This is a genomic window from Paracidovorax anthurii (assembly GCF_003269065.1).
Lineage (GTDB): Bacteria > Pseudomonadota > Gammaproteobacteria > Burkholderiales > Burkholderiaceae_C > Paracidovorax > Paracidovorax anthurii.
This window is the reverse complement of the sequence record NZ_QLTA01000052.1, coordinates 1-24223: the sequence shown is the minus strand read 5'-3', so window position 1 is coordinate 24223 and position 24223 is coordinate 1. Positions and strand designations below refer to the sequence as shown.

Annotated in this window: 23 protein-coding genes; 12 read left to right on the top strand and 11 right to left on the bottom strand. The window is 70.8% G+C overall.

Going from position 1 to position 24223, the window contains the following annotated elements; genetic code table 11:
• The first annotated feature begins 141 nt into the window (after positions 1 to 141).
• The 3 genes from AX018_RS19925 (at position 142) to AX018_RS19915 (ending at position 4141) form a co-directional block, all read left to right on the top strand.
• Positions 142 to 1050 (top strand): LysR substrate-binding domain-containing protein, encoded by a 909-nt coding sequence (locus AX018_RS19925; protein ID WP_111880946.1) that lies wholly within the window; start codon positions 142 to 144, stop codon positions 1048 to 1050.
• Positions 1051 to 1179: 129 nt separating this feature from the next.
• On the top strand, positions 1180 to 3162 hold the full coding sequence (gene tkt, locus AX018_RS19920; RefSeq protein ID WP_111880943.1) for a transketolase: 1983 nt from the start codon (positions 1180 to 1182) through the stop codon (positions 3160 to 3162).
• A 16-nt stretch (positions 3163 to 3178) separates the two neighbouring features.
• On the top strand, positions 3179 to 4141 hold the full coding sequence (locus AX018_RS19915; protein ID WP_111880941.1) for a D-2-hydroxyacid dehydrogenase: 963 nt from the start codon (positions 3179 to 3181) through the stop codon (positions 4139 to 4141).
• Positions 4142 to 4166: 25 nt separating this feature from the next.
• Here AX018_RS19915 and purT read toward each other — a convergent pair whose 3' ends face one another.
• From purT to AX018_RS19895, 4 genes are all read right to left on the bottom strand, one after another.
• Positions 4167 to 5372, bottom strand: coding sequence for a formate-dependent phosphoribosylglycinamide formyltransferase (purT, locus tag AX018_RS19910; protein ID WP_111880938.1), 1206 nt, complete (start codon positions 5370 to 5372; stop codon positions 4167 to 4169).
• Positions 5373 to 5508: 136 nt separating this feature from the next.
• Positions 5509 to 6288: an alpha/beta fold hydrolase gene (locus tag AX018_RS19905; protein WP_111880935.1), complete on the bottom strand. Its 780-nt coding sequence runs from the start codon at positions 6286 to 6288 to the stop codon at positions 5509 to 5511.
• Positions 6285 to 6593 carry a YciI family protein gene (locus tag AX018_RS19900; protein WP_111880932.1) on the bottom strand — a complete coding sequence of 103 codons (309 nt, stop codon included), beginning with the start codon at positions 6591 to 6593 and terminating at the stop codon, positions 6285 to 6287. The genes AX018_RS19905 and AX018_RS19900 overlap by 4 nt, the downstream gene beginning before the upstream one ends.
• Positions 6594 to 6643: 50 nt before the next feature.
• On the bottom strand, positions 6644 to 7270 hold the full coding sequence (locus tag AX018_RS19895; protein ID WP_111880930.1) for an FMN-dependent NADH-azoreductase: 627 nt from the start codon (positions 7268 to 7270) through the stop codon (positions 6644 to 6646).
• 148 nt (positions 7271 to 7418) lie between these two features.
• Here AX018_RS19895 and AX018_RS19890 point away from each other — a divergent pair, with 148 nt between their 5' ends.
• From AX018_RS19890 to AX018_RS19860, 7 genes are all read left to right on the top strand, one after another.
• The gene (locus AX018_RS19890; RefSeq protein WP_111880927.1) at positions 7419 to 8372 is read left to right on the top strand and encodes a LysR substrate-binding domain-containing protein; all 954 of its coding nucleotides are present in this window, start codon (positions 7419 to 7421) and stop codon (positions 8370 to 8372) included.
• Positions 8373 to 8457: 85 nt separating this feature from the next.
• The gene (locus AX018_RS19885; protein ID WP_111880925.1) at positions 8458 to 9306 is read left to right on the top strand and encodes a 3-hydroxybutyryl-CoA dehydrogenase; all 849 of its coding nucleotides are present in this window, start codon (positions 8458 to 8460) and stop codon (positions 9304 to 9306) included.
• A 334-nt stretch (positions 9307 to 9640) separates the two neighbouring features.
• Entirely contained in the window at positions 9641 to 10126 is a 486-nt protein-coding gene (locus AX018_RS19880) for a MarR family winged helix-turn-helix transcriptional regulator (RefSeq protein WP_111880922.1), read from the top strand.
• A gap of 64 nt (positions 10127 to 10190) precedes the next feature.
• Entirely contained in the window at positions 10191 to 10607 is a 417-nt protein-coding gene (locus AX018_RS19875; protein WP_111880919.1) for an organic hydroperoxide resistance protein, read from the top strand.
• Between the two features lie 366 nt (positions 10608 to 10973).
• Positions 10974 to 11732, top strand: coding sequence for a metallophosphoesterase family protein (locus tag AX018_RS19870; protein WP_111880917.1), 759 nt, complete (start codon positions 10974 to 10976; stop codon positions 11730 to 11732).
• Between the two features lie 16 nt (positions 11733 to 11748).
• Positions 11749 to 13236 carry a bifunctional serine/threonine-protein kinase/universal stress protein gene (locus tag AX018_RS19865; protein ID WP_245951721.1) on the top strand — a complete coding sequence of 496 codons (1488 nt, stop codon included), beginning with the start codon at positions 11749 to 11751 and terminating at the stop codon, positions 13234 to 13236.
• Positions 13196 to 14251, top strand: coding sequence for a serine/threonine protein kinase (locus AX018_RS19860; protein ID WP_111880914.1), 1056 nt, complete (start codon positions 13196 to 13198; stop codon positions 14249 to 14251). The genes AX018_RS19865 and AX018_RS19860 overlap by 41 nt, the downstream gene beginning before the upstream one ends.
• Before the next feature lie 28 nt (positions 14252 to 14279).
• Here AX018_RS19860 and AX018_RS19855 read toward each other — a convergent pair whose 3' ends face one another.
• The 5 genes from AX018_RS19855 to AX018_RS19835 all read right to left on the bottom strand — a co-directional run bounded on the left by AX018_RS19855 (position 14280) and on the right by AX018_RS19835 (position 19749).
• On the bottom strand, positions 14280 to 15683 hold the full coding sequence (locus AX018_RS19855) for a carbohydrate porin (RefSeq protein ID WP_111880912.1): 1404 nt from the start codon (positions 15681 to 15683) through the stop codon (positions 14280 to 14282).
• A gap of 114 nt (positions 15684 to 15797) precedes the next feature.
• A complete protein-coding gene (locus tag AX018_RS19850) occupies positions 15798 to 16592 on the bottom strand; it encodes an exosortase H-associated membrane protein (RefSeq protein WP_111880909.1) in 795 nt (264 codons plus the stop codon).
• 13 nt (positions 16593 to 16605) lie between these two features.
• Positions 16606 to 17142: an exosortase H gene (gene xrtH, locus AX018_RS19845; RefSeq protein ID WP_111880907.1), complete on the bottom strand. Its 537-nt coding sequence runs from the start codon at positions 17140 to 17142 to the stop codon at positions 16606 to 16608.
• Between the two features lie 78 nt (positions 17143 to 17220).
• On the bottom strand, positions 17221 to 17988 hold the full coding sequence (locus tag AX018_RS19840; protein WP_111880904.1) for an MlaA family lipoprotein: 768 nt from the start codon (positions 17986 to 17988) through the stop codon (positions 17221 to 17223).
• Between the two features lie 150 nt (positions 17989 to 18138).
• Positions 18139 to 19749: a methyl-accepting chemotaxis protein gene (locus AX018_RS19835; RefSeq protein ID WP_111880902.1), complete on the bottom strand. Its 1611-nt coding sequence runs from the start codon at positions 19747 to 19749 to the stop codon at positions 18139 to 18141.
• A 436-nt stretch (positions 19750 to 20185) separates the two neighbouring features.
• On the opposite strand from AX018_RS19835, the gene AX018_RS19830 reads away from it, so the two are divergent.
• Positions 20186 to 20842, top strand: a complete 657-nt coding sequence (locus AX018_RS19830; RefSeq protein WP_111880900.1) for a peptidoglycan recognition protein family protein — start codon at positions 20186 to 20188, stop codon at positions 20840 to 20842.
• On the top strand, positions 20833 to 21303 hold the full coding sequence (locus tag AX018_RS19825) for a hypothetical protein (protein WP_170146304.1): 471 nt from the start codon (positions 20833 to 20835) through the stop codon (positions 21301 to 21303). Before AX018_RS19830 ends, AX018_RS19825 begins: the two co-directional genes overlap by 10 nt.
• A 206-nt stretch (positions 21304 to 21509) precedes the next feature.
• Here AX018_RS19825 and htpG read toward each other — a convergent pair whose 3' ends face one another.
• On the bottom strand, positions 21510 to 23471 hold the full coding sequence (gene htpG, locus AX018_RS19820) for a molecular chaperone HtpG (protein ID WP_111880898.1): 1962 nt from the start codon (positions 23469 to 23471) through the stop codon (positions 21510 to 21512).
• A 479-nt stretch (positions 23472 to 23950) separates the two neighbouring features.
• The coding region (locus AX018_RS19815) for a transposase (protein WP_146749351.1) at positions 23951 to 24223 on the bottom strand (273 nt) is incomplete at its 5' end.

Sequence of the window (24223 nt, the reverse complement as noted above, 5' to 3'; positions counted from 1 at the left end):
TGTCTCCTTGTCTGTGTGTGAACTGCGTTGCGAGTGGCCGGATTCTGGGATGCGCCGGGGGGTGGCTCAAACGATATAAACTCACCATCGATTCAAATTCATTCATGTTGCACCGCAATATGTGAACAAAGTTCATCCACTGTGATTCCACCGCTCAGCGCCCTCCAGGCCTTCGAGGCCGTCGCCCGGCGACGGAGCTTTTCGCTGGCGGCCAATGAACTGCACCTCACGCCCTCGGCCATCAGCCACCAGCTGGCCAAGCTGGAGAACCTGCTCGGCGTGCGGCTTTTCGAGCGGTCTTCCCGCGGTGTGGCTCTGACCCCCGCCGGGCAGAGCTACCTGCAGCGCGTGGGCAACGCGCTCGGCGCCATCAACACCGCGACGGAAGACCTGCGCCATGGCGTGCAGGACACGCTGTACCTGCACTGCAGCCCCAGCTTCGCGTCCCTGTGGCTCATGCCGCGCATCGCGCGCTTCGCCCGGTGCCACCCCGGGATCTCCCTGGTGCTGTCGGCCTCGCACCTGCACTCGGACTTCCAGCTCGGCCTCGTCGATCTCGACATCCGCTACGGACTGCCGGCCTGGCCGCACCTGGAGGTCGAGCCCGTTTTCTCGGAGAAGGTGCTGCCGCTGGCCAGCCCCGAATTCATCCGCCGGCACGCGCTGCATACGCCGCAGGATCTGCTGCAGGCGCCGCTGATCCAGTCCATGGTCAACGTCGCGCAGTGGCCGGAATGGTTCGCCCGCTTCGAGCCCGCGCACCGCCCGGACCGCATCGCCCTGAAGTTCGACCGGGCCATGATGAGCCTGGATGCGGCCGTCCAGTCGCTGGGCGTGGCCTTGGAGAGCGCCAGCCTCGGGCAGGCGCACATCGCCAGCGGCCGGCTGCAGCCCGTGTTCGGCGACGAGATGAGCCTGGAAGTGCAGGCGCACTTCCTCGTGTACCCCGCGCGCCATGCCGCCCGGCCGGAAGTGAAGAAATTCCTCGACTGGGTCCGCGAAGAGGCCCGGCCGGCGGGTGCGCCGCCGCACGCGCCCGGCAGTGCATGAACGGCATTCATCCACCGCTGAATATTCGTCGCTTGTCCTCAACCTGTGGGGCCCCCAAGAATCGCGTCCGTTCGATTCAACCCACACAGGAGACAGGCGCGCGCGCCCGGCGGGCGGCGCGCAGACACCATGAGCGCACACCCGCTACAGCCCCTGGCGCACGCCATCCGCTTTCTTTCCATCGACGCCATCGTCCGCGCGGGCGAGGGGCACCAGGGCGTGCCCCTGGGCATGGCGGAGATCGCCACCGCCCTGTACACGCGGCACCTGAAATTCGATGCGGCCGCCCCGCAATGGTGGGACCGCGACCGCGTGGTGCTCTCGAACGGGCACGGCTCGATGCTGCTCTACGCCCTGCTGCACCTGAGCGGCTACGAGCACATCCCCCTCGACCAGATCCAGCGCTTCCGTGAGCTGGGCTCGCACTGCGAGGGCCACCCCGAGCGCCAGCCGGCCCACGGCATCGAGGTCACCACGGGCCCGCTGGGCCAGGGCATCGCCAACGCCTTCGGCATGGCCGTGGCCGAGGCCTACCTCAACGCCCGCTTCGGCGGCGGCCTCGTGGACCATTTCACCTATGCCTTCGTGGGCGACGGCTGCCTGCAGGAGGGCATCGGCCAGGAGATGATCTCCCTGGCCGGCCACCTGCGCCTGGGCAAGCTGGTGCTGCTGTGGGACGACAACCGCATCACCGACGACGGCAGCACCGACCTCTCCATCAGCGAGGACGTGGCCGAGCGCTTCCGGGTCGCGCAATGGCACGTGGTCGAGGTGGACGGGCACGACATCGAGGCGGTGTCCGCGGCACTGGCGCTGGCGCGCAGGGACGGGCGCCCCTCCCTCATCGCCTGCCGCACCACCATCGCCCGGGGCATTCCGCGCCTGCAGGGCCAGCGGGGCGGCCACAGCGCGCGGCTCTACGCGCAGGACGCCCAGGAGGCCCGCCAGTTGCTGGACTGGCCGCACGGCACCTTCGACATTCCCGCCGACGTGCTGGGCGCATGGCGGGACGCCGGCCGGCGCGGCGCGGCGGAACGCGCCGCATGGCAGCGCCGCCTGGACGACCTGCCCGCGGCCGGGCGCGCGGAGTTCCAGCGCACCATGAACGGCGAGCTGCCCGCAGGCTGGCAGCAGGTGCTGCTGGATTACAAGCAGCGCGCGGTGGCCTCGCCCCAGGAGACCGGCGGCATCCTGATCTCGGCCGAGATCAACGACCTGCTCGCGCCGGTCGTGCCCGAGCGCATGGTCGGCTGCGCCGACCTGGAGGCCCCCACGGGCCACAAGCGCCGCCTGGCCGCATTCACCGCCGCGGACCGCTCGGGCGCCTACGTGCACTGCGGCGTGCGCGAACACCTCATGGGCGCCATGGCCAACGGCATGGCCGCGCACGGCGGCATCGTGCCGCTCTCGGTCACCTACCTCGCGTTCTCGGACTACGAACGCCCCGCCATGCGCATGGCCGCGCTCATGGGCCTGCCGGTCAAGTTCGTGTTCAGCCACGACTCCATCGGCATCGGCAGGAACGGGCCGACCCACCAGCCGGTGGAGATCCTGGCCTCGCTGCGCGCCATGCCCAACATGCTCGTGATGCGCCCCGCCGACCCCGTGGAGGCGGCGGAATGCTGGGAGGTCGCCATGGCCCATGCCACGGGCCCCGTGAGCCTGGTTTTCGCGCGGCAGAACCTGCCCCTGGTGCGCGCAACGCACACGCCGGAGAACCTGAGCGCGCACGGCGGCTACGTGCTGCGCGAGGCGGCCTGCGGCCCGCGGCAGGTCACGCTGCTGGCCACCGGCTCCGAAGTGGCGCTGGCGCTGGCGGCGCGCGACACGCTGGAGCAGCAGGGCACCGGCACGGCCGTCGTCTCCCTGCCCTGCTGGGAGCTGTTCGAGCAGCAAGAGGCCGCCTACCGCCGCCAGGTGCTGGGCACGGGCGTGCGCGTGGCCGTCGAGGCGGCCTGCCGCCTGGGCTGGGACGCCTACCTGGGCGAGCGGGGCGGATTCGTGGGCATGACCGGCTTCGGCGCCTCCGGCCCGGCGGACGCCCTGTACCGGCTGTTCGGCATCACGCCGGAGGCCGTGGTCCGCGAAGCCCGCCGCCTGCTGGCGGAGTGAAGCGAGGAGACGCGCCATGAAGATCGTATTCCTCGACCGCGAGACGATTTCCCCGCAGACGCGCGTGCGCCGTCCCGCATTCGATCACCAGTGGGTGGAGCACCCCCGCACCCTGCCGGCCGAGGTGGCGGACCGCCTGCGCGACGCGGACGTGGCGATCGTCAACAAGGTCCGGCTCACCGCGGATGCGCTGGCCCGGGCCCCGCGCCTGCGCCTGATCGCCGTGGCCGCGACGGGCACCGACAACATCGACCTGGCGGCCTGCCAGGCCCGGGGCATCGTGGTCAGCAACGTGCGCAACTACGCCACGCACACGGTGCCGGAACACACGTTCGCGCTGATCTTCGCGCTGCGGCGCAGCATCTGCGCCTACCGCGATGCCGTGCGCGCGGGGCGCTGGCAGCAGGCGGGCCAGTTCTGCTTCTTCGACCACCCCATCCGGGACCTGGCGGGTTCCACGCTGGGCATCGTCGGCGACGGCGCCCTGGGCCGGTCGGTGGCCGCCATGGGCCGTGCGCTGGGCATGCGCGTGCTGATGTCGGGGCACAAGGGCCGCACCGGGCAAGGCGCCCTCTACACCCCGTTCGAGGAAACGCTGCGCCAGTCGGACATCCTGACGCTGCACTGCCCGCTCAACGACGGCACGCGGAACATGATCTCGGCCCCCGAATTCGCGCGGATGGAGCGCCGCCCCCTGCTGATCAACACGGCGCGCGGAGGGCTGGTGGACGAGGGCGCTGTGGCCGCCGCGCTCGACGCGGGGCAGATCGGCGGCGCCGCCTTCGACGTCACCAGCGTGGAGCCGCCACCGCCGGACCATCCGTTCATGGCCCTGCTGGACCGGCCCGACTTCCTGCTCACACCCCACGTGGCCTGGGCCAGCGCCGAGGCCATCCAGGCCCTGGCCGATCAGTTGATCGACAACGTCGAGGCCTTCGCGGCCGGCCACCCGGTGAACGTGGTGGCCCCGAAGCGCTGAAGGCCGGCAGGGCACCGGGGCCGGTTCACGCCTTGCGCGGCCTGACCTTGCCGGCCGCGAGCTTGGCCCGCTCGCGCGCCACGTCCACGCTGTCGGCGAAGGCCAGGGCCACGCCCATGCGGCGCTTGGCGAAGCTCTCGGGCTTGCCGAAGAGGCGCAGGTCGGTGCCCGGCACGCGCAGCGCCTCATCGACGCCATCGAAGGCGATGCCCTGCGCGTCCATGCCGCCGTAGATCACGGCGCTGGCGCCGGGGCTGCGCAGCGCGGTGTTCACGGGCAGGCCCAGGATGGCGCGCGCGTGCAGCTCGAATTCGCTCTGCACCTGCGTGGCCAGCGTGACCAGGCCCGTGTCGTGCGGGCGCGGGCTCACTTCGCTGAACCACACCTCGTCGCCCTTCACGAACAGCTCCACGCCGAAGAGGCCCTGGCCGCCGAGGTTGTCGGTGACGGCCCGGGCGATGGCGCGGGCGCGCTCCAGCGCGGCGGAGCGCATGGGCTGGGGCTGCCAGCTTTCCACGTAGTCGCCGCTCACCTGCACGTGGCCGATGGGCTCGCAGAAGTGCGTCTCGACCTCGCCGCCCTCGCCGAGCGCGCGCACGGTGAGCAGGGTGATCTCGTATTCGAAGTCGATGAAGCCCTCGACGATCACGCGGCCGTGGCTCACGCGGCCGCCGGCCATGGCGTAGTCCCAGGCTTTTTGCACGTCGGCGGGGCCGTCGATCTTGCTCTGGCCCTTGCCGGAGCTGCTCATCACGGGCTTGACGATGCAGGGGTAGCCGATGCCGCCGTCGATCGCGGCCTGCAGTTCCGCGAGCGAATCGCAGAAGCGGTAGGGGCTGGTGGGCAGGCCCAGGGTTTCGGCGGCGAGGCGGCGGATGCCCTCGCGGTCCATGGTGAGGCGCGCGGCGCGGGCCGTGGGGATCACGCGCACGGTGCCGGCGGCCTCCAGCTCTTCGAGCATGGGCGTGGCGATGGCCTCGATCTCGGGCACGACGAAGTGCGGGCGCTCGGCCTCGACGAGGGCCTTGAGCTGGGCCGGGTCGCTCATGGCGATGGTGCGCGCGTGGTGCGCCACCTGCTGGCCAGGGGCGTGGTCGTAGCGGTCCACGGCGATGGTTTCCACGCCCAGGCGCTGCAGGGCGATGAGCACTTCCTTGCCCAGCTCGCCGGAGCCGAGGAGCATGACTTTGGTGGCGGAGGGCGAGAGGGGGGTGCCGAGGGTGATGGGCATGGCGGTGTAGGAGAGGTACGGCGGCGCGCAAAGCCGGCCCGTTGCGCGCCGCGCAAGGCAGTGAACGGTGATCGGGGCGGGCGCCGCCATCATAGGCGCCCGCGTCCGGGGCGCGGCGTCCCGCCCCCGGGCCGGGCTAGCGCCCTGCAGCGCGCGCGGCCCGGTCGATCAGGTCGGCCACGGCCTGGGGATGCGACACCAGGGACAGGTGGCTCGACGGCAGCGAGGAGACGCGCGCGCCGATGTGGCGCGCGATCGCCCGCTGCACGCCAGGGGCCAGCGCATGGTCCTGCTCCGTCACCAGGTACCACGTGGGCCGGATGCGCCAGGCCGCCAGCGTCAGCGGCTCCTGGAAGGCCCGGGCGGACATGGGCTGCTGGACCGCGGCCAGCGCCTGCACCGTCGCCCGGGGAACATCCCCGGCCATCAGGCGCTGGTACACGTGCGGGTCGTCCAGCCAGACGAGGCCGTCCTGGTCGGGCACCAGGCCCTCCATCGGCGCCCGCATGCGCGCAAGCAGGCCCGCCACGGATTCGCCCGCGTCCGGCACCAGCGCGGACAGATAGACGATGCCCTTCACGGACTCTTCGGTGCCGGCCTCCGAGACGACGACCCCGCCCCAGGAGTGCCCCACGAGCAGGACGGGGCCTTTCTGCCGCCGCACCACGCGGCGCGTGGCGGCGACGTCGTCGGCCAGGGAGGTCAGCGGGTTCTGCACCGCGGCGACGCGGTAGCCCTTGTGCTGCAAGGCGCGGATCACCGGCGACCACGACGACCCATCCGTGAACGCGCCATGCACCAGCACGATGTCGCGGATGCCCCCGGCATCACCGGCATGCGCCAGGGTGGCCCCCAGGACGAGCGCTGCGGCGGCCCACCGGCGGAGGCGGCCGCCAGGCCCGCGCGCGGCGCTCATACGGCCTTGCTCCGCGGTGCCCATTCGGCGGGAAACGCCGCCGCGCGCAACACCGGGTCGAACGGCCGGACGTCGTAATCGGCCAGCCGGTGGATGTGGAACGAGTCCAGGGCCAGTATCCGGTCCACGTCGGCACGGCTGTCGCAATGCATGATGACCATGCCGCCGATCTTCGGCTCCAGCGGGCCGGCCACCAGGATGTGGCCCAGGCCGGCGTGCTGGACGAGCCAGTCCCGGTGGGAGTCGAGATGGGCGTCGATTTCTTCCAGGGGGCGGATATAGGTGAGGGTGACGGCGTAGAGCATGGGTGGGTTTCCGGTGGAGGGAGAAAGCGGGAAGGAGAAAGAGGACGGTTTCAGGCGGCCAGTGCCCACTGGGCCAGCGCCGGGGCCTGGTCCCGGGCGGCCTCGACGGCTTGGCTGCGGATCTCGGGGCCGCGGGAGAGGCGCTCGGCGCGCACGATCCGGACATCGACGATGCCCATGAAATTGAAGAGGGTCCGCAGGTAGTCCTCCTGGTAGTCCATGTGCTGCAGCGCGGGCTCGGAATACATGCCGCCGCGGGTGGACGCGACGATGACGCGCTTGCCCTGGGTCAGCCCGATGGGGCCCGTCTCGGTGTAGCGGAAGGTGCGGCCCGGCTGCGTGACGCGATCGATCCACGCCTTGAGCTGCGTGGGCACCGAGAAGTTGTACATGGGCGCGCCGAGCACGATCACATCGCTCGCGAGCAGCTCTTCGACCAGCGTGCTGGAACGCGCATGCTCGTCCCGCACGGCGGCGGCGAATTCCTGCGGACCTTGCGATCGGAAACCGGCCGCGATGGGGCCGGTGAGGTGGGGGATGGCGTCCTCGGCCAGATCCCGGTACACGATCCGCGCCGAGGGCTGCTCGCGCACGAGCGCTTCCACGATGTGCCGGGTCAGGTTGCGCGATACGGAGGCTTCGCCGAGAACGCTGGAGTCGAGATGGAGGATTTGCATGGGTCGTGGTCCGGTGGTGGAGGGATGACCAATACGGTAGGGATTCCCGCATCGTCCCGCTAGAAGCCCCTCGCAGGACGCTTTGTCCTATCCATAGAATGGCCAGCCTCGTTTTCCCTTGTTCTCTTGCTTTCCGGGAGATGTGTCCATGCAGGACCTGAACGATCTGGGCCTGTACGCGGCCGTGGTGGCGCATGGCAGCTTCTCGGCGGCCGCGCGCGCGCTCGGGCTGCCGAAGTCGAAGGTGAGTCGGCGCATCGCCGAGATGGAGCAGCGCCTGGGCGTGCGCCTGCTGCAGCGCTCGACGCGGGCCGTGAGCGTGACCGAGGTGGGCGCGGCGTTCTTCAAGCACTGCGAAGCGGTCACCCAGGCCGCGCAGGCGGCCTTCGACGTGGCCGAGCGCGCCACCGACCGGCCCTCGGGCCGCATCCGGGTGAGCAGCCCGGTGGGCGTGGCGCACATGTTCCTGGCGCCGCTGCTGCCCGCCTTCCTGAAGGCGCACCCCGGGGTGCAGGTGGACCTGGACCTGACCAGCCGGCGGGTGGATGTCATCGCCGACGGCTACGACGTGGCGCTGCGGATCCGCTCCGCGCTGGACGACTCGGATCTGGTGGTGCGGATGCTGGGCGCCAGCCCCCAGATCCTGGCCGCGGCCCCTTCGCTGCTGGCGGAACGGGGGCCGTTCGACACGCTGGCTTCGCTGGCCGGAGCGCCCGGCGTGGGGCCGCGGGATGCCAACGGCACGGCCCCGCGCTGGCGAATCCAGCCCCCCGGCAGCGCCTGGACCGACGTGGAGTTCACGCCGCTGCTGGTGAGCGACGACGTGCACCTCCTGCACCAGGCCGCGCTGGCCGGATCGGGCATCGCCCAGTTGCCGCTCCACGTGTGCGCCGACGACATCGCCGAGGGCCGCCTGCGGGTGCTGCTGGAAGACCACCAGTTGCCCACGCACCAGCTCCACGCCGTGTACCCGTCGCGCAAGGGGGTCGTGCCGGCCGTGCGGGCGTTCATCGACCATCTCGCGCAGGCGCTGCCGGAGACGCTGGCGCAGGCCACGCGCCGCCATGGCGAGGCGGCCGCCACGGCGGTGCGCCCCGGATGAGCGCGGCGGGCCGCGCCGACCCGATACGATCGCGCCAGCCACACTTTCCGGCGCGGTTTTCCTTTACTTTTCCAGGAGGTTTTTCATGACGATCAAGACCGTCGGCATCATCGGCGCGGGCACCATGGGCAACGGCATCGCGCAGGCCTGCGCGGTGGCCGGCATCGACGCGGTGATGGTGGACATCTCCGACGCGGCCGTGCAAAAAGGCCTCGCCACCGTGGCGGGCAGCCTGGACCGGCTCATCAAGAAGGAAAAGATCACCGCCGCCGACAAGGACGCGGCGCTGGCGCGCATCAAGACCTCGACGAGCTACGACGACCTGAAGGCCGCGCAGCTCGTCATCGAGGCGGCCACCGAGAACCACGACCTGAAGGTGAAGATCCTGAAGCAGGTGGACGCGCTCGCCGCGCCGGAGGTGATCATCGCCTCCAACACCTCGTCCATCTCCATCACGCAGCTGGCCGCCGCCACCTCGCGGCCCGACCGCTTCATCGGCATGCACTTCTTCAACCCGGTGCCGATGATGGCGCTGGTGGAGATCATCCGCGGCCTGCAGACCAGCGACGCCACGCACGACGCCGTGAAGGCGCTGGCCGAGCGCCTGGGCAAGAGCCCCATCACGGTGAAGAACGCGCCGGGCTTCGTGGTCAACCGCATCCTGGTGCCGATGATCAACGAGGCCTTCTTCGTGCTGGCCGAGGGCCTCGCCACGGCCGAGGACATCGACGCGGGCATGAAGCTCGGCTGCAACCAGCCCATCGGCCCGCTGGCGCTGGCCGACATGATCGGCCTGGACGTGTGCCTGGCGGTGATGAACGTCTATCTGGAGGAGTTCGGCGACGGCAAGTACCGCCCCTGCCCGCTGCTCAAGGAAATGGTGGCCGCCGGCCGCCTGGGGCGCAAGACGGGGCGCGGGGTTTACTCTTACTGACAACCCCCTGTGGCGCTTCGCGCCTCGGTGCAGCCGCCAGAGGCGGCAGCTCTTCAGGAGCCGCAGGCAGGCTCGGAGCCGCGGCCTTCAGCCCCCTCTCCTTCGGGAAGGGGCCGCCGCCAGCGCCGCGGGGCGGCCCTTGCGCGGCGGCCACTGGCGTGGCCTGCTCCGCGGCCTTCTGATGGATGGGTGAGGCCGTGCCGGTTTCGGAGAGCGCTGGCGCCATGGGCCGCGGAAGGGAATCCGGGTGCGCGCCGGGCGCATAACCCTTTCTTTGGCATGTGATTACGCATTTCAATTGCACACAATTTTATTGCTGACAATAATTCAACCCATGCCCACCGCCACCACGCCCGCACAGATCCCGAGCACGGCCGCGCTGCTGCTCGACAACCAGGTCTGCTTCGCGCTCTATTCCGCGTCGCTGGCGATGACCAAGCTCTACAAGCCGCTGCTCGACGCCATCGGCCTCACGTACCCGCAGTACGTGGCCATGCTGGCGCTGTGGGAGCGCGACGGCGCCACCGTCTCGGAGCTGGGCGAGCGCCTGTTCCTCGATTCCGGCACGCTCACGCCGCTGCTCAAGCGCCTGGAGGCCGCCGGCCACCTCACCCGCGCGCGGGACGCCGAGGACGAGCGCCGCGTGCGCATCCACCTCACGCCCGCCGGCCGGGCCCTGCGCGCCCGGGCCGAGCGCATTCCAGGCTGCGTGCTGCAGAGCACGCAGTGCACGCTGCCCGAGCTCGCGGCCCTCACGCAGCAACTCGCCCTGCTGCGCGACCGGCTCGCCGATCCGCCGCCCGAGGCCGGCGCGGGCTGAACCGCCTCCCTTTTCCCATCCACCCCACCGCCCCCGACGGGGCACAACCCCAGGAGTCCACGACATGACCCAGCTCACCAAAGTCCTCTACACCGCCCGCGCCCACACCACCGGCGGCCGCGATGGCGCCTCCCGCACCGACGACGGCCGCCTGGACGTGAAGCTGTCCTCGCCCGGCACCAGCGGCACCGGCACCAACCCCGAGCAGCTCTTCGCCGCCGGCTATTCCGCCTGCTTCATCGGCGCCCTGAAGGCCGTGGGCGGCAACCTGAAGATCGCCGTGCCGCAGGACGTGTCGGTGGACGCCGAGGTGGACCTGGGCACCATCCCCGACGCCTACGGCATCGCCGCGCGCCTGACCGTGCACCTGCCCGGCCTGGACCGCGCCCAGGCCCAGCAACTGGTGGACGCCGCCCACCGCGTCTGCCCCTACTCCAACGCCACGCGCGGCAACATCGACGTGACGATCACGCTGGCCTGACGCGGCCCCGGCCACGCACCGCCACACCGGCCCACCCCGGGGCACGCCTTCCGCGCGCTCCCGGAGTGGGCTTTTTTGCCTGCACCCCAGGGCCGTTCCCAGCCCCTTCCACCCCCTTTCGGCCGATTTCTGGATGTTCCGGCCTCCATGTCGCCGTGTCTGCTTCATTGTTTGCTATATAAAACATAGCAACTCGCCACCCAGCCCATGGGGCGGCACGCCGCCGGCCGGGCGGCGATTGCGCCTTTTTTGCGCCCCGCGCGCACCCACGGCAGCCGGGTGGGGCCATCATCCCGGGTGGCATCGCCCCGCCGCCCGGTTTGCCCCGGCCCCTCCACCCCCTTCCACGCCCCCGCCGCGCCCACCATGAAGCTCGCCCTGCTGTCCGACATCCATGCCAACCGCCAGGCCCTGGACGCCTGCCTGGCGCATGCGCGCGCCCAGGGCGCCGAGCAGTTCGCGCTGCTGGGCGACCTGGTGGGCTACGGCGCGGACCCGGTGGCCGTGGTGGAGGCGGTCATGGACCTCGCGGCGCAGGGCGCGCCGTGCGTGCTGGGCAACCACGACGCGGCGGCCGTGGAGCCGCCGCCCGAATCCGGGCTCCTGGGCGAGCAGAGCACGCGGTGGACGCACGGGCAGCTCGCGCCGCGCCACCGCGAATTCCTCGCTGGCCTGCCGCTCATGCGCCGCCTGGGCGCGTCCACGCTGCTGGTGCACGCCAGCGTGGACGGCCCGGAGCAGTGGCACTACGTGCACGACTCCGGCGCGGCCGAGCGCAGCATGTCGGCCGCGAGCGCCCTCGACCCGGCGATCCGCTACGTGTTCTGCGGCCACGTGCACGAGCAGGCGCTCTACTTCCTCACGCCCACCGCCAAGCTGATGCGCTTCACGCCGCAGCCGGGCGTGCCGGTGCCCGTGCCGCCGCACCGCCAGTGGCTGGCCGTGGCGGGCTCGGTGGGCCAGCCGCGCGACCGCGACGTGCGCGCCATGTACGCGCTGTTCGACGACGAGGCCGCCACGGTCACCTTCCACCGCGTGCCCTACGACCACGCCGCCGCCGCCGCCGCCGTGCGCGCGGCCGGCCTGCCCGCCTTCTTCGCCGACCGGCTGGAGGAAGGGCGCTGACCCCCGCGCCCGCCCCATGAAGCTGCTCACGCCCGGCACCCTGGTGGACGGATTCACCGTGCACGAATGCCTGCACGCGGGCGGCATGGCCCACATCTACCGCGTGACCTGCGCCGACCCGGCGCGCGACCCCGGCTTTCCGCTGGTGATGAAGGTGCCGCGCATGACGGCGGGCGACGGCGCCGAGAACATCGTGGGCTTCGAGATCGAGCTGCAGATCCTGCCCGCGCTGCACGGCCCGCACGTGCCGCGCTTCGTGGCCGCGGGCGACCTCGCGCGGCTGCCCTGCCTCGTGATGGAGTACATCGAGGGCGACACGCTGCAGCACCTGCTGGACCGGGGCGAGCGGCCCGATGCCGACACCATCGCGCGGCTGGGCGCGGCCATGGCGCACGCTGCGCATAGCCTGCACCAGCAGAACGTGTGCCACCTCGACCTGAAACCCGCCAACGTGCTGCTGCGCCCGGACGGCGGCGCGGTGCTGCTGGATTTCGGGCTCTCGTTCCACGCGCACTACCCCGACCTGCTGGCCGAGGAGATGCGCGAGGCCGTGGGCTCGCCCGCCTGGATCGCACCCGAGCAGGTGGTGGGCGTGCGCGGCGACCTGCGCAGCGACGTGTTCGCGATCGGCGTGATGCTCTACGAGCTGGCCACGGGCGAGCTGCCCTTCGGCGCCCCCGCCACGCGCGGCGGCCTGCGCCAGCGCCTGTGGATGACGCCGCGCCCGCCGCGCCAGCACCGGCCCGACCTGCCGCCCTGGCTGCAGGAGGCGATCCTGCGCTGCCTGGAGCCCGAGGCCGCGCAGCGCTACCCCTCGGCCGCGCACCTGGCCTTCGACCTCGCCGACCCCGGGCAGATCCCCCTCACCGAGCGTGCCCACCGGCTGCGCGGCCCGGGCGTGCGCGCCCACCTGCGCCGCTGGCTGCGCGCGGCCGGCATGCACTACCAGCCCAGCCCGCTGCCCGCGCGGCTCATCGAGGCCGCGCCCATCCTGATGGTGGCCATCCCCGGCGAGGACGCGGCCGACGCCACGCTGCAGTCGCTGCGGGAAGCCGCCGCGCGCTCGCTGGGCATCCGCCCCGGCGCGCGGCTGGCCTGCGTGACCGTGGTCTCGCCCTCGAACAGCAGCGCCACCGACAGCGCGCGCAGCGAGACCACGCTGCAGCGCCGCCACCTCGTGCGGCTGCGCCAGTGGGCGGCGGGGCTGGACCTCTCGGGCCACGGCGCGAGCTTCCACGTGCTCGAATCGGGCGACGTGGCCCAGGCCCTGGTGCGCTACGCCGCCGGCAACCGCGTGGGCGTGATGATCCTGGGCGCGGCCACGCACGGCGTGCCGCTGCAGCGCTTCATCGACACCATCCCGCTGCGCGTGGTGCGCGATGCGCCCTGCACGGTGATCCTGGTCAAGCCGCAGCAGGCGCCCGAGGGCCCGGAGCCCCCGCCCCCCGGCGACAATCCCGGGCATGGAATCCCCGCTCCCTCCCCAGGCGCCTCCTGCGCCTGACGACCTCCACCCCTACGCCCTCCTCACCCCCGACCTCGTGCTGGACGCGCTCGCGGCCGTGGGCCTGCACGGCGACGGCCGCCTCATGGCCCTGGGCTCGTACGAGAACCGCGTGTACCAGGCCCGCCTGGAGGACGGCTCCCGCGTGGTGGCCAAGTTCTACCGGCCCGGGCGCTGGAGCGAGGCGCAGATCCTGGAGGAGCACGCCTTCTCGGCCGAGCTGGCCGCCGCCGAGGTGCCCGTGGTGGCGCCCATTGCGCTGGAGGGCCGCACGCTGCACGCGCACGCGGGCTTCGCGTTCTCGGTGAGCCCCTGGCGCGGCGGGCGCACGCCCGAGCTGGACGACTTCGAGGTGCTGGAATGGACCGGGCGCTTCCTCGCGCGCATCCATGCCGTGGGCGCGGCGCGGCCCTTCGAGCACCGCCCGGCGCTGGACGCGCGCGCCTTCGCCATCGAACCCCGCGACGCGCTGCTGGCCGGGCACCTGATCCCGCTGGACCAGCAGTCCGCTTGGCGCGCCGCCTGCGACGACGCTATTCAATTAATAGCAGAAAACACAGCAAACTCGGCGACACCCGGCCGATTCGGCCTGCACCAGGCCGCCACGCTGCGCCTGCACGGCGACTGCCACCCCGGCAACGTGCTCTGGACCCCCACCGACCTGCCCGGCGGCGGCCCGCACTTCGTGGACCTGGACGACGCGCGCACCGGCCCGGCGGTGCAGGACCTGTGGATGCTGCTCTCGGGCGACCGCCGCCAGCGCACGCTGCAGCTCTCGGCCCTGCTGGACGGCTACGAGCAGTTCCGCCCCTTCGACCGGCGCGAGCTGGCGCTGATCGAGCCGCTGCGCACCCTGCGCCTGATCCACTACAGCGCCTGGCTCGCGCGGCGCTGGAGCGACCCGATCTTCCCGATCAACTTCCCCTGGTTCGGCAGCAGCGACTACTGGCGCGGGCAGGTGGACATGCTGCGCGAACAGATCGAGGCGATGCAGGAGGAGCCGCTGGCGGCGTGAGCGCCGCCACCCGGGCCGGAACCCCGGGTCAGAACTCCACGTGCATCCGCGCCGAATACACGTCCACCGGGCCCCGGTCGCGGTTGTAGCCCGGGTTGGCGATGCGCTGCACGCCCAGCGAGACGGAGGACTGCAGCGGGCCGGCGGCCGTCTCCACGGCCGGCAGGGCGAGGCGGTAGTAGGCCTCCCACACACGCTCGCTGCCGTAGCGCAGCGCGCCGTCGCCCAGGAAGGCCCCCTGGCCGCCAGCGGCCAGGTAGTCGCGGTGGCTGGCCGACAGGCTGTTGACGGCCAGCGCGGCGCCCACGCGGTCGGCCGGGCGGCCCCAGGCGCGGCCGCTCCACTGCCCGCCCACGGAAACCTGCCGGTCGATCTCGGTGAAGGCATAGGTCTCCTGGCGCCCGCCGGCGCGGCTCGCGCGCAGGAACACGCCGGCATCCTCGCCCAGCGGCGCCTCCAGCGTCAGCGCCCAGCCGGCCTTGGTCTGCAGGCGCCGCACGTCCGCCACGGAAGGTGCGCCGCCGGTGGCGCGCGCGCGGTCGAGCGCATCGCTGAAGGCCCCCATCACCGCGCGGTTGCGAAACAGCAGCACCCGCCCGCGCAGGGGGCCGGCGGGCAGGGCCACGGGCAGGTCGGACTCGGCCTCGACCTGGTCGCCGTAGTGGCGCTGCCATGCGCGGTCGAGCGCCTGCCCGTTCGATTCGCGCGGCTGCAGCGCCCGCCCGGCCCGCACCGCCCATTGCGGCGTGCGGTACTCCAGGATGCCGCTCCAGGTATAGCCGCGCGCGTCGGCCGCGTAGTCCCACGCGCCCGGCGTGAGGAAGGACCAGTTGAAGAACTGCTCGCGCGGGTCCTTCGCGTAGGGGTTGTTGTCGAAGTAATCCAGCAGCGACACATTGCCCGCCACCAGCGTCCAGCGGCGCGCGGTGGCGGTGCCGCCCATCTCGTTGAAATCGGGCTCGATGCGCTCGGTCTCGCCGCCCGCGTTCCAGCGCTGCAGCAGGAAGAACCGCGCGCGGTACACCTTGAGCCGCGTCCCCGAGGAGCGCGCCAGCTCGCCGTTGGACAGCCCCCCGGCGCCCGAGAGGTGCGACAGCGGCAGGCCCTGCGCGGCCTCGGGGTTGAAGTGCCACTGCGCCCCCTCCCAGGCCCGCAGCGCCAGATCGGCCGTGGCGGTGAACGAGTACGAGCGCTCGCGTTCGGTCACGAGGCTGTTGGGGCCGGTGTAGGCCGCGTCGAAGGCGGGCTTGCGCTGCCAGATGTAGGTGCTCTGCGCGTGCACGGCCCAGCGGGGCGGCTCCCCGGAATCCGCGGCGGGGTCATCGGCCGCGGCATGGGCCGGCGGGGCCAGGACGGACAGCGCGGCAGCGGCCAGGGCGGCCGCGCGGAAGGCGCGCGGCGGGAAGGAGAAAAGCAGGGCGAGCGTGGACATGGGCCGGCATTCTGGCAGCGCCCGGCGGCATGGCCGTGTCGGGTGTTTCGCGCACGCCACGCCGGGCCGCGCGTTCACGGGCCGGGCGCCCCGGACCTCAACGCCCCCGGGACCTCAGCGCCGCCCGGGCGGGCGCGGCGGCAGCGCGGCGGAGGCGTCCTTCGACACCGCCACGCCACCGACCCGGGGCCCGGCGGGGGACGGCGCCTGCGGGCCGGCGCCGGCAGGCTCACCGGAGGCGCCCTGCGCGATGACCGGCGACGGCGCCGGCACCGGCACCGGCGCGGCGGCCACGGGCGCCGCGGCCCGCACCGGCAGCGAGCGGCGCCACGCCTCGATCACCACCTCGTTCACGAACTGCCGGTCGAGCCAGAGCCAGATCACCATCGGCGCCAGCGTGGGCAGGACCAGCGCACCCACCTGGTAGCCATAGACCAGCGCCTCCATCTGCCACTGCTCCACGCGCAGCGCCCGCACGTCGAGCTGGGCGGCCAGCAGCAGTTGCATGAGCAGGTGCATGGCGAGGCTGAAGGCCTGCAGCGGCACGAGCAGCGCATAGCCCGCCAGCGCCCGCGCCGTGCGGCCGGGCCCGCGCGCGGCCAGCAGCAGGGCCAGGAAGATCGGCAGGCCGTAGGCGTAGCGGCCCGGATCGGACTCGACGGTGATCTCGGCCAGCCGCATGCCGGTCTGCGGCGTGGCGATGGCCACGGAGGTGTCCACCTCCAGGTGGCCGGGGGCGAGCCGCGCCTCGCGCACCCAGCCCGGCGCGGTGCGCTCCAGGGCCGCCGCGGCCAGCATGCCGGCGGGGTACGAGGTCCAGGTCGACACGCGCGTCCAGGCGAGCGTGAGCAGGATGACCCCCGCGAAGAGGCCGATGACGAAGACCTTCAGGCTGGCGGCGCGGCGCATCGCGGATCGCGGCTCAGGCCAGGGCCGCCGCGGGGGGCGCGGCCGGCGGCTCATCGGGCGGGCGCGGCGCCTGCGCGCTGCTGCCCGCGCGCACCCACAGCAGCCAGACGATGAGCACGTCCACCATGATGAGGGCCTGCCACAGATACTCGTGCGCGAAGTTGAACACGGCGGTGTTCCACTGCCCCAGGTAGAACAGGCTGATGACGCGCACGATGTTGAGCGCCTGCACGGCCACGAAGCCCGCCGCGATCCCGATCAGCTTGTGGCGCCACGTGGAGGGGAAGGCCATCACCGCCGCGAAGAGCACGATGCAGGCCTCGATGCCGTTGCAGCCCGCCTCGATCGAGACGCCGAAGCCCGTGGTGTGGTTCCAGAGCACCTTGCCCGAGGCCGCGGCCGAGCTGTCGAACCAGGTGACCAGCGCCGCGCAGATGCGCGCGAGCATCGCCGTCCAGGGCAAGACCAGGTGCTGCTGCACCCAGCCCAGCATGTTGATGCCGAACATCGACAACTGCAGCGTGAGGAAGATCAGGAAAAAGCGCAGCATGGCGGCGGAAGCTCCGCGGAGGGAAGTGGTGGGACCGCCGCATATTATCCGGGCCGCCGCCCGCGCCCCGTGGCCACGTCACTCCGGCGGCAGCATTCCGGCCCGGGCGGCATCCTCCTGCGGCCCCGGGCGGTTGCGCCGCTTGAAATGCGCGTCCCGCATGAAGGCGTATTTGTCCAGCGCCGCCTGATCGACGAGTTCGCCCGCTTCAAGGTGGCGGGCGCGCTGGCTGACCGCCTGGACCACGGTCAGGGTGTTGCGCGCCGACACGCTGTCCACATACGAACCGGGGCGCCCGACGCTGTCGATGGGCGAGGCCAGGAGATCGCGCACGTTGGACGCCCCGAAGACGGGCAGCACCACGTAGGCGCCGGTCCCCAGCCCCCAGGTGTCCAGCGTCAGCCCGAAATCCTCCGCGCCGCGCTGGGGCATGCCCCAGCCGCTGGCCACGTCCACGAACCCGAGGAGCCCGACCGTGGTGTTCGTGCCGAAGCGCGCGAAGTTCGCCGCCCCCTCGCGCACCTGCCCCTGGAACACCAGGTTGGCGGACGACCAGGGCTCCTGCAGGTTGGACAGGAAGTTGGAGATGCCCGTCTGCGCGACCGGAGGCACGGCCGCCTTGTAGGCCGTCGCCACGGGCTTGAGCACCACCTTGTCCACGCCCTCGTTGAAGGCGAACATCTTGCGGTTGACGGGCTCCAGCGGATCGGGCCGGGAGCCGGACGCGCACCCCGCGCCCAGCACCGCCGCGCAGAGCAGCAAGGCCCGCGCGGCGGGCAGGGCGTGGGGCGGCGGCGATGGCTGCCGCGGGGCGGCGTCGGGAACGGCGTGGTGGGGGTCGGGCATGACAGGCTCCTGTGGACTCGTGGCGGGAGACCGTGGCCCTGCGCCCCGGTCCGTCAGAACGTGTTCACGTTCTCAGGGCCGCATCGTCGCGCGCGCGGGCTTTCCGGATACTTACCGCGCGCCGCCCTGCCCGCCTCACCCGCCTCAGCCTCAGGCCAGCAGCGCCCGGGGCGCCATCGGCGCCAGCGAAGCGGTGGGCCCCGGCCGGGCGCCGCCGTCGCGCAGGCGGAACACCTGCACCGCGCGCTCCAGCGCCTGCGCCTGCTGCTGCAGGCTCTGCGTGGCGGCGGCGGCCTCCTCCACCAACGCGGCGTTCTGCTGCGTGATGGCGTCCATCTCGGTGACGGCGCGGTTCACCTCCTCGATGCCGGTGCGCTGCTCCTGGCTGGCGGCCGTGATGCCGGACATGATCTCGGCCACCTGCCGCACCGAGGCCACGATGTCCTCCATGGTGGCCCCCGCCTGCTCGACCAGGGCCACGCCGCCATCCACCTTGAGGGACGAATCGGCGATCAGCTCCTTGATCTCCTTGGCCGCGGAGGCTGAGCGCTGCGCCAGGCTGCGCACCTCGGCCGCCACCACCGCGAAGCCCCGGCCCTGCTCGCCCGCGCGCGCCGCCTCCACCGCCGCGTTCAGCGCCAGGATGTTGGTCTGGAACGCGATGGAGTCGATCACGCCCGTGATGTCCGCGATGCGGCGCGAGCTGCCCTGGATGGCGCCCATGGTCGAGACCACCTGGCCCACCACCGCGCCGCCCTGCTGCGCATGCGCCGATGCCTGGCCCACGAGCTGGTTCGCCTGCCGCGCGTTGTCGGCGTTCTGGCGCACGGTGGCGGTGAGCTGCTCGATGGAGGCGGCCGTCTGCTGCAGGCTGGACGCCTGCGACTCGGTGCGGCTCGACAGGTCGGCATTGCCGTTGGCGATCTCGCGCGCCGCGCCGCTGATGACGCCCACGCTGCCGCGCACATCGCCCACCACGCGCGAGAGGCTGCCCGTCATCTCGTCGAGCGCCCGCAGCAGCTGGCCGACCTCGCCGCCCGCGCGCAGATGGACCTGCGCCGTGAGGTCGCTGTCGGCCACCCGGCGCGCCAGGTGCGCGGCCTCGGTGAGCGGGCGCGACACGGCGCGCGCGATGAAGACCGCCAGCAGCGTGCCGATGGCGATGCTCGCGGCCAGCAGCGCCAGGATCCAGCCGCGCGAGGCGTCGTACACCGCATCCGCGCGCCGGTCGGCCGCGTCGCCGCCTTCGACGCTGGCTTTGCGCAGCGCGGCGAAGTGGCCGTCCACGGCGCGGTAGGCCTTGAGGGATTCGCCCCGGGTCAGGGCCAGGGCCTCGTCGGTATGCCCCTCGCGCGAGAGGGCGATGATCTTGCGGTTCTCGGCCAGGAAGGCGGCGAGCGTGCGGCGCAGCTGCGCGAAGGTCGCGCGCTCCTCGGGGGTGAGGTCCAGCGCCTCGAACTCGGACTGCAGCTGATCGAACTCGGCATAGCGCTCCTGCAGGGCCTTCTCCAGCGAGGCCTTGCCGGCCGCGTCGGCCAGCATGTGCTGGAACTCGGTGGAGCGCACGCGCGCCAGCGCCTTCTCCAGCGTGATGACCGTGCGGATGGCCGGCAGCCATTTCACCGAGGCCTCGGTGGCCGACTGGTTCACGCGGTCCATCTGGACCAGCGAGAACACGCCCAGGCCGGTGGTGAGCAGCAGGACGGTGAGGAAGGAAAGCAGCAGCTTGACAGCGATGTTCTGTCGATGGAACCAGGACATGGGATTTTTCTTTCGCGGCGAACGGCGGCTGGGTGGACTCTGTCTCCACGGTGCCCGGCGCGGAGCCGGACGGCCGGAACGGCCCAGACGCACAGGCCGTCGCTATCGGTGTTTTTTTGGACGGCAATGCTACCGCAACAATATGAAACACCTATAGATGACCAAATGACAAATCGATGACATGTCTCGCGGGCTTTTTCCTTCAGGGCGTTCTTGAGCGCTCCCAGACCCACCGCGCCCTTGGCCATCCACCGCAGCGGCTGGCCATCAGCAGCGCCTCGATGCCCGGCCCTCCAGCCGCGGACTGTTCACGGAAGCGCTGGCAACAATCGGTCACCCACTCAAAAACCCCAATCCATATGATGGGCCGCTCGGCACAGTCAGGAGGGAATGTGCCAACAGTCCACTGTTCCCAAATACAGGCACGCACACGAATATGCTGCATATCGATCCGCAAGGCATGGTGACGGCACCCCGAGTACAACCACGCCGATTCACCATGATCGAGCGCTCGATGATGAAGACCATCACCGGCGTCGTCGTGCACCAGACCGGATCGGCCAACGAGCAAAGCGTTTTTGCGAGCTACAAGGCAGGAGGCAACGGCGCGCACTTTCTCATCGCAAAAAACGGCACCATTTATCAGACAGCCTCGGTCAATCATCGAACCAACCATGTGGGTCCGCTGAAAGCACGCTGCCTTGCCGAGCACCGATGCACAGCCGCCGCCTTTCAGAAATCAAAAGACTTCCCGCAAGGCAGCCTGATCGAACGCATGAACGCCATCGAAATGACCAAGGCCGTTCCGGTCAGATATCCCAGCAACATCGACTCGATCGGCATCGAAATAGTGGGTATCTCCTCGCTTCCTCCCAACGTCAAGATGCCCGCGGGATTGAGCAAGAACCAGCAGGACGCCTTCCTGGGAGAGAAATCGGTTTACGAACCCGTCACGACAGCACAGAACGACTCCTTGCGATGGCTCATCAACGAATTGGTCAGCACGCTCCGGATGGACTCCTCGGAGGTTCACCGACATCCAGACGTGAGCCGGAAAAACGCGACGGAAGCGAGCACCGCGGTATGGCGCTAAAGCAATGTGTCGCCACGGCGCTCTGCGCAGCCGCGCTCGTTCCGGTAACCCGTGCGCAGGACTTGAATCTGGACGAGCCAGCACGGAAGCCCTACCGGATTGGCACGGTGGCATCCGTCCAGATCACCCGGGCCGCCGCCGAAAGCGCGGCGGGAGAAACAGCCTCGTGCGCTGGCACCCGGCATCTCACGCAGCGCGATGTCCGCCGGTTCCTTGCCCATGCACGGCCCATCAGCCGGCGCGGCTACTTGCAGGATCACTTCCTGACGGGCGATTGCTACACCGAGGCAAAAGTCACCTTCAAGGACGGCCGCACGATCCGCCTGGGCATCGCCAACGATGCGGGCACCGCCCTGCTGACACCGATTGTCCGGGGACAGGAGCAGGAGCCAGGCCATTACCTGCGATGCGCGCAGTGCGCCGGCCTGCTGGACCGCCCCGACAGGTTGCCCACGCAGTAATGCGGCTCTGCCACCGATGCGGCAACGGGGCGCGAAGCCGCAGACCGTACCGCGTGCACGGGCCTGGACAATGCAACGCAGCGACCACCGGATTGCCAATCCGCACAGGGACAGCACCGCCCTGGTGAGTGATCACCCGCATGAAAAAAGCCGCCGGGGCAAAGCCCCGGCGGCCTGGGTTCCCGAATCGGGCGCGGTGCGCGCCGTCAGGCCAGCAAGGCGTTCACGCGCTTCACGTACGCGGCCGGGTCTTCCGGCAGGCCGCCCTCGGCCAGCAGGGCCTGGTCGAAGAGGATGTGGGCCAGGTCGTGGAAGTGCACGCTGCCGTCGAGCTTGCGGACCAGCGCATGCTCGGGGTTCACCTCCAGCACCGGCCGGGCCTCGGGGGCCTGCTGGCCGGCCTGTTTCATCAGGCGGGCGAGCTGGTTGCTCATGCCGTGCTCCTGCACCACGAGGCAGGCGGGCGAATCGACGAGGCGCGTGGTCACGCGCACGTCCTCGGCCTTGTCCTTCAGGGCGTCCTTGAGCTTGGCGAGCAGGGGCTTGAAGGCCTCGGCGGCTTCCTCCGCCGCCTTCTTCTCGGCCTCGTCCTGCAGTTGTCCCAAGTCCACCGCGCCCTTGGCCACCGACTGCAGCGGCGTGCCGTCGAAGTCGTGCAGGTAGTTCAGCGCCCACTCGTCCACGCGGTCGGTCATGAGCAGCACCTCGATACCCTTCTTGCGGAAGACCTCCAGTTGCGGGCTGTTCTTCGCGGCGGCCAGCGTGTCGGCGGTGATGTAGTAGATGGCCTCCTGGCCCTCCTTCATGCGCGCCTTGTAGTCGGCCAGCGAGACGGTGACCGTGTCCGCCGTGGTGGAGGCGAAGCGCAGCAGCTTCGCAAGGCGCTCGCGGTTGCCGAAGTCCTCGCCCAGGCCTTCCTTGAGCACGGCGCCGAACTCGGCATAGAACTGCGTGTACCGGCCTTCCTTGGCCTTGTCCTCCTCGCTCACCACGTCGGTGACGCCGCCCTCGCCCTCACCCGCCGTGTGCTGGTCGTGCCGGGCCAGGTCTTCGAGCATGGAGAGCACGCGCTTGGTGGAGCCCTCGCGGATCGCGCGCACGTCGCGGCTTTCCTGCAGCAGCTCGCGGCTCACGTTGAGCGGCAGGTCGCTGGAGTCGATCACGCCCTTCACGAAGCGCAGGTAGGTGGGCATCAGCGCCTCGGCGTCGTCCATGATGAAGACGCGCTTCACGTAGAGCTTCACGCCGGCCTTCTTGTCGCGGTTCCAGAGGTCGAACGGCGCCTTGGCGGGGATGTAGAGCAGCTGCGTGTACTCGGTGTTGCCCTCCACGCGGTTGTGGCTCCAGGTGAGCGGGTCCTCGTGGTCGTGGCTGATGGCCTTGTAGAACTCGCGGTACTGCTCTTCGGTGATGTCCTTCTTGGGCCGCGTCCAGAGGGCGCTGGCCTTGTTGACCGGCTCCCACTCGCCGGTCTTGACCATCTCGCCGGGATCGCCTTCCTTCTCGCCGTCCTTCCACTCTTCCTTCTCCATGAGGATGGGCAGGCTGATGTGGTCGGAATACTTGGCGATGACGGACTTGAGCTTCCAGGCGTTCAGGAACTCCTCGGCATCGTCGCGCAGGTGCAGGATGATGCTGGTGCCGCGCTGAGCGCGCGTGATGGTCTCGACCTCGAAGTCGCCCGTGCCGGCACTCGCCCAGCGCACGCCCTCTTCGGGCGCGAGGCCCGCGCGGCGCGACTCCACGGTGATCCTGTCGGCGACGATGAAGCCCGAGTAGAAGCCCACGCCGAACTGGCCGATGAGCTGGCCCTGTTCGCTGGCCGTCTGCTTCTGGTCGCCCGAGAGGCGGCCCATGAAGTCCTTGGTGCCGCTCTTGGCGATCGTGCCCAGGTGGTCGATGGCCTCCTGCGCGCTCATGCCGATGCCGTTGTCGGTGATGGTGAGCGTCTTGGCGGCCTTGTCGAAGGCCACGCGCACCTCCAGGTTGGGGGCGTCCTCGTACAGCGCGGCGTTGTTCAGCGCCTCGAAGCGCAGCTTGTCGCAGGCGTCGGAGGCGTTGGAGATCAGCTCGCGCAGGAAGATTTCCTGGTTGGAGTAGAGCGAGTGGGTAACGAGGTGCAGCAGCTGCGCGACTTCGGCCTGGAAGGAATGGGTGTGCTTGCTCATATTTGTGCGGATTCGAGGGTCTGGGTCATTCACAAAAAGAGGGATGCCCAGCCAATTAGGAGCGAAAGCCGCATTATCAAGGCAGGGAGATCCGGCTTCGCCGCAGGCCGGCGCCGCACCCCGGGCCACGCGCGGATCGCGGTCGGCCTGCCCCCGCGGCAAGCGATTGCCGCGCAGCGAAGGCCCGAGCCCTCCAGAACCGGCGCGCAACACACCGGGCATTCATGCGCGCCCTTTTCCATCCATCGAAGACGGCCATTTTCCCGCGTATCGGGAAAGCAGATTTATCCATGGCGAAGACAAGCCACCACGATCGGAAGCCGGCCATCTGCCCAGAACATGCCCGGGATACGATGGACAAGCCCGCCGCGCAAGAATTATCAGAATCCACCTGCAGCGCTCCACGCTTCTTTATGGACCCCCTGGGCTTTGTTGCACAAATCAGTTCGAAGACGGCATAGCCCCAACCCCAGACGGATTTATGCCATGGCGGCCACCAGAACGGTTTGAGGACGACCGATCTGGCTGAAGCGGTTGAGTACGGCCACGCGGACATGCAACTCCACCACCTGATGCTCGAACGTGCGCGCCGTCACCCGTTCGCCCAGTCGCTTGAAGCAGTGCATCTTCGTCTCGACAAGGCTGCGCCGGTGGTAGCCGCTCCACTTCTTCCAGACGCTGCGGCCCAAACGCTGGCACGCCCGGATGGCTTCGTTGCGCTGCTCCGATCCCGGACTCGGCTTCTTCCAGTG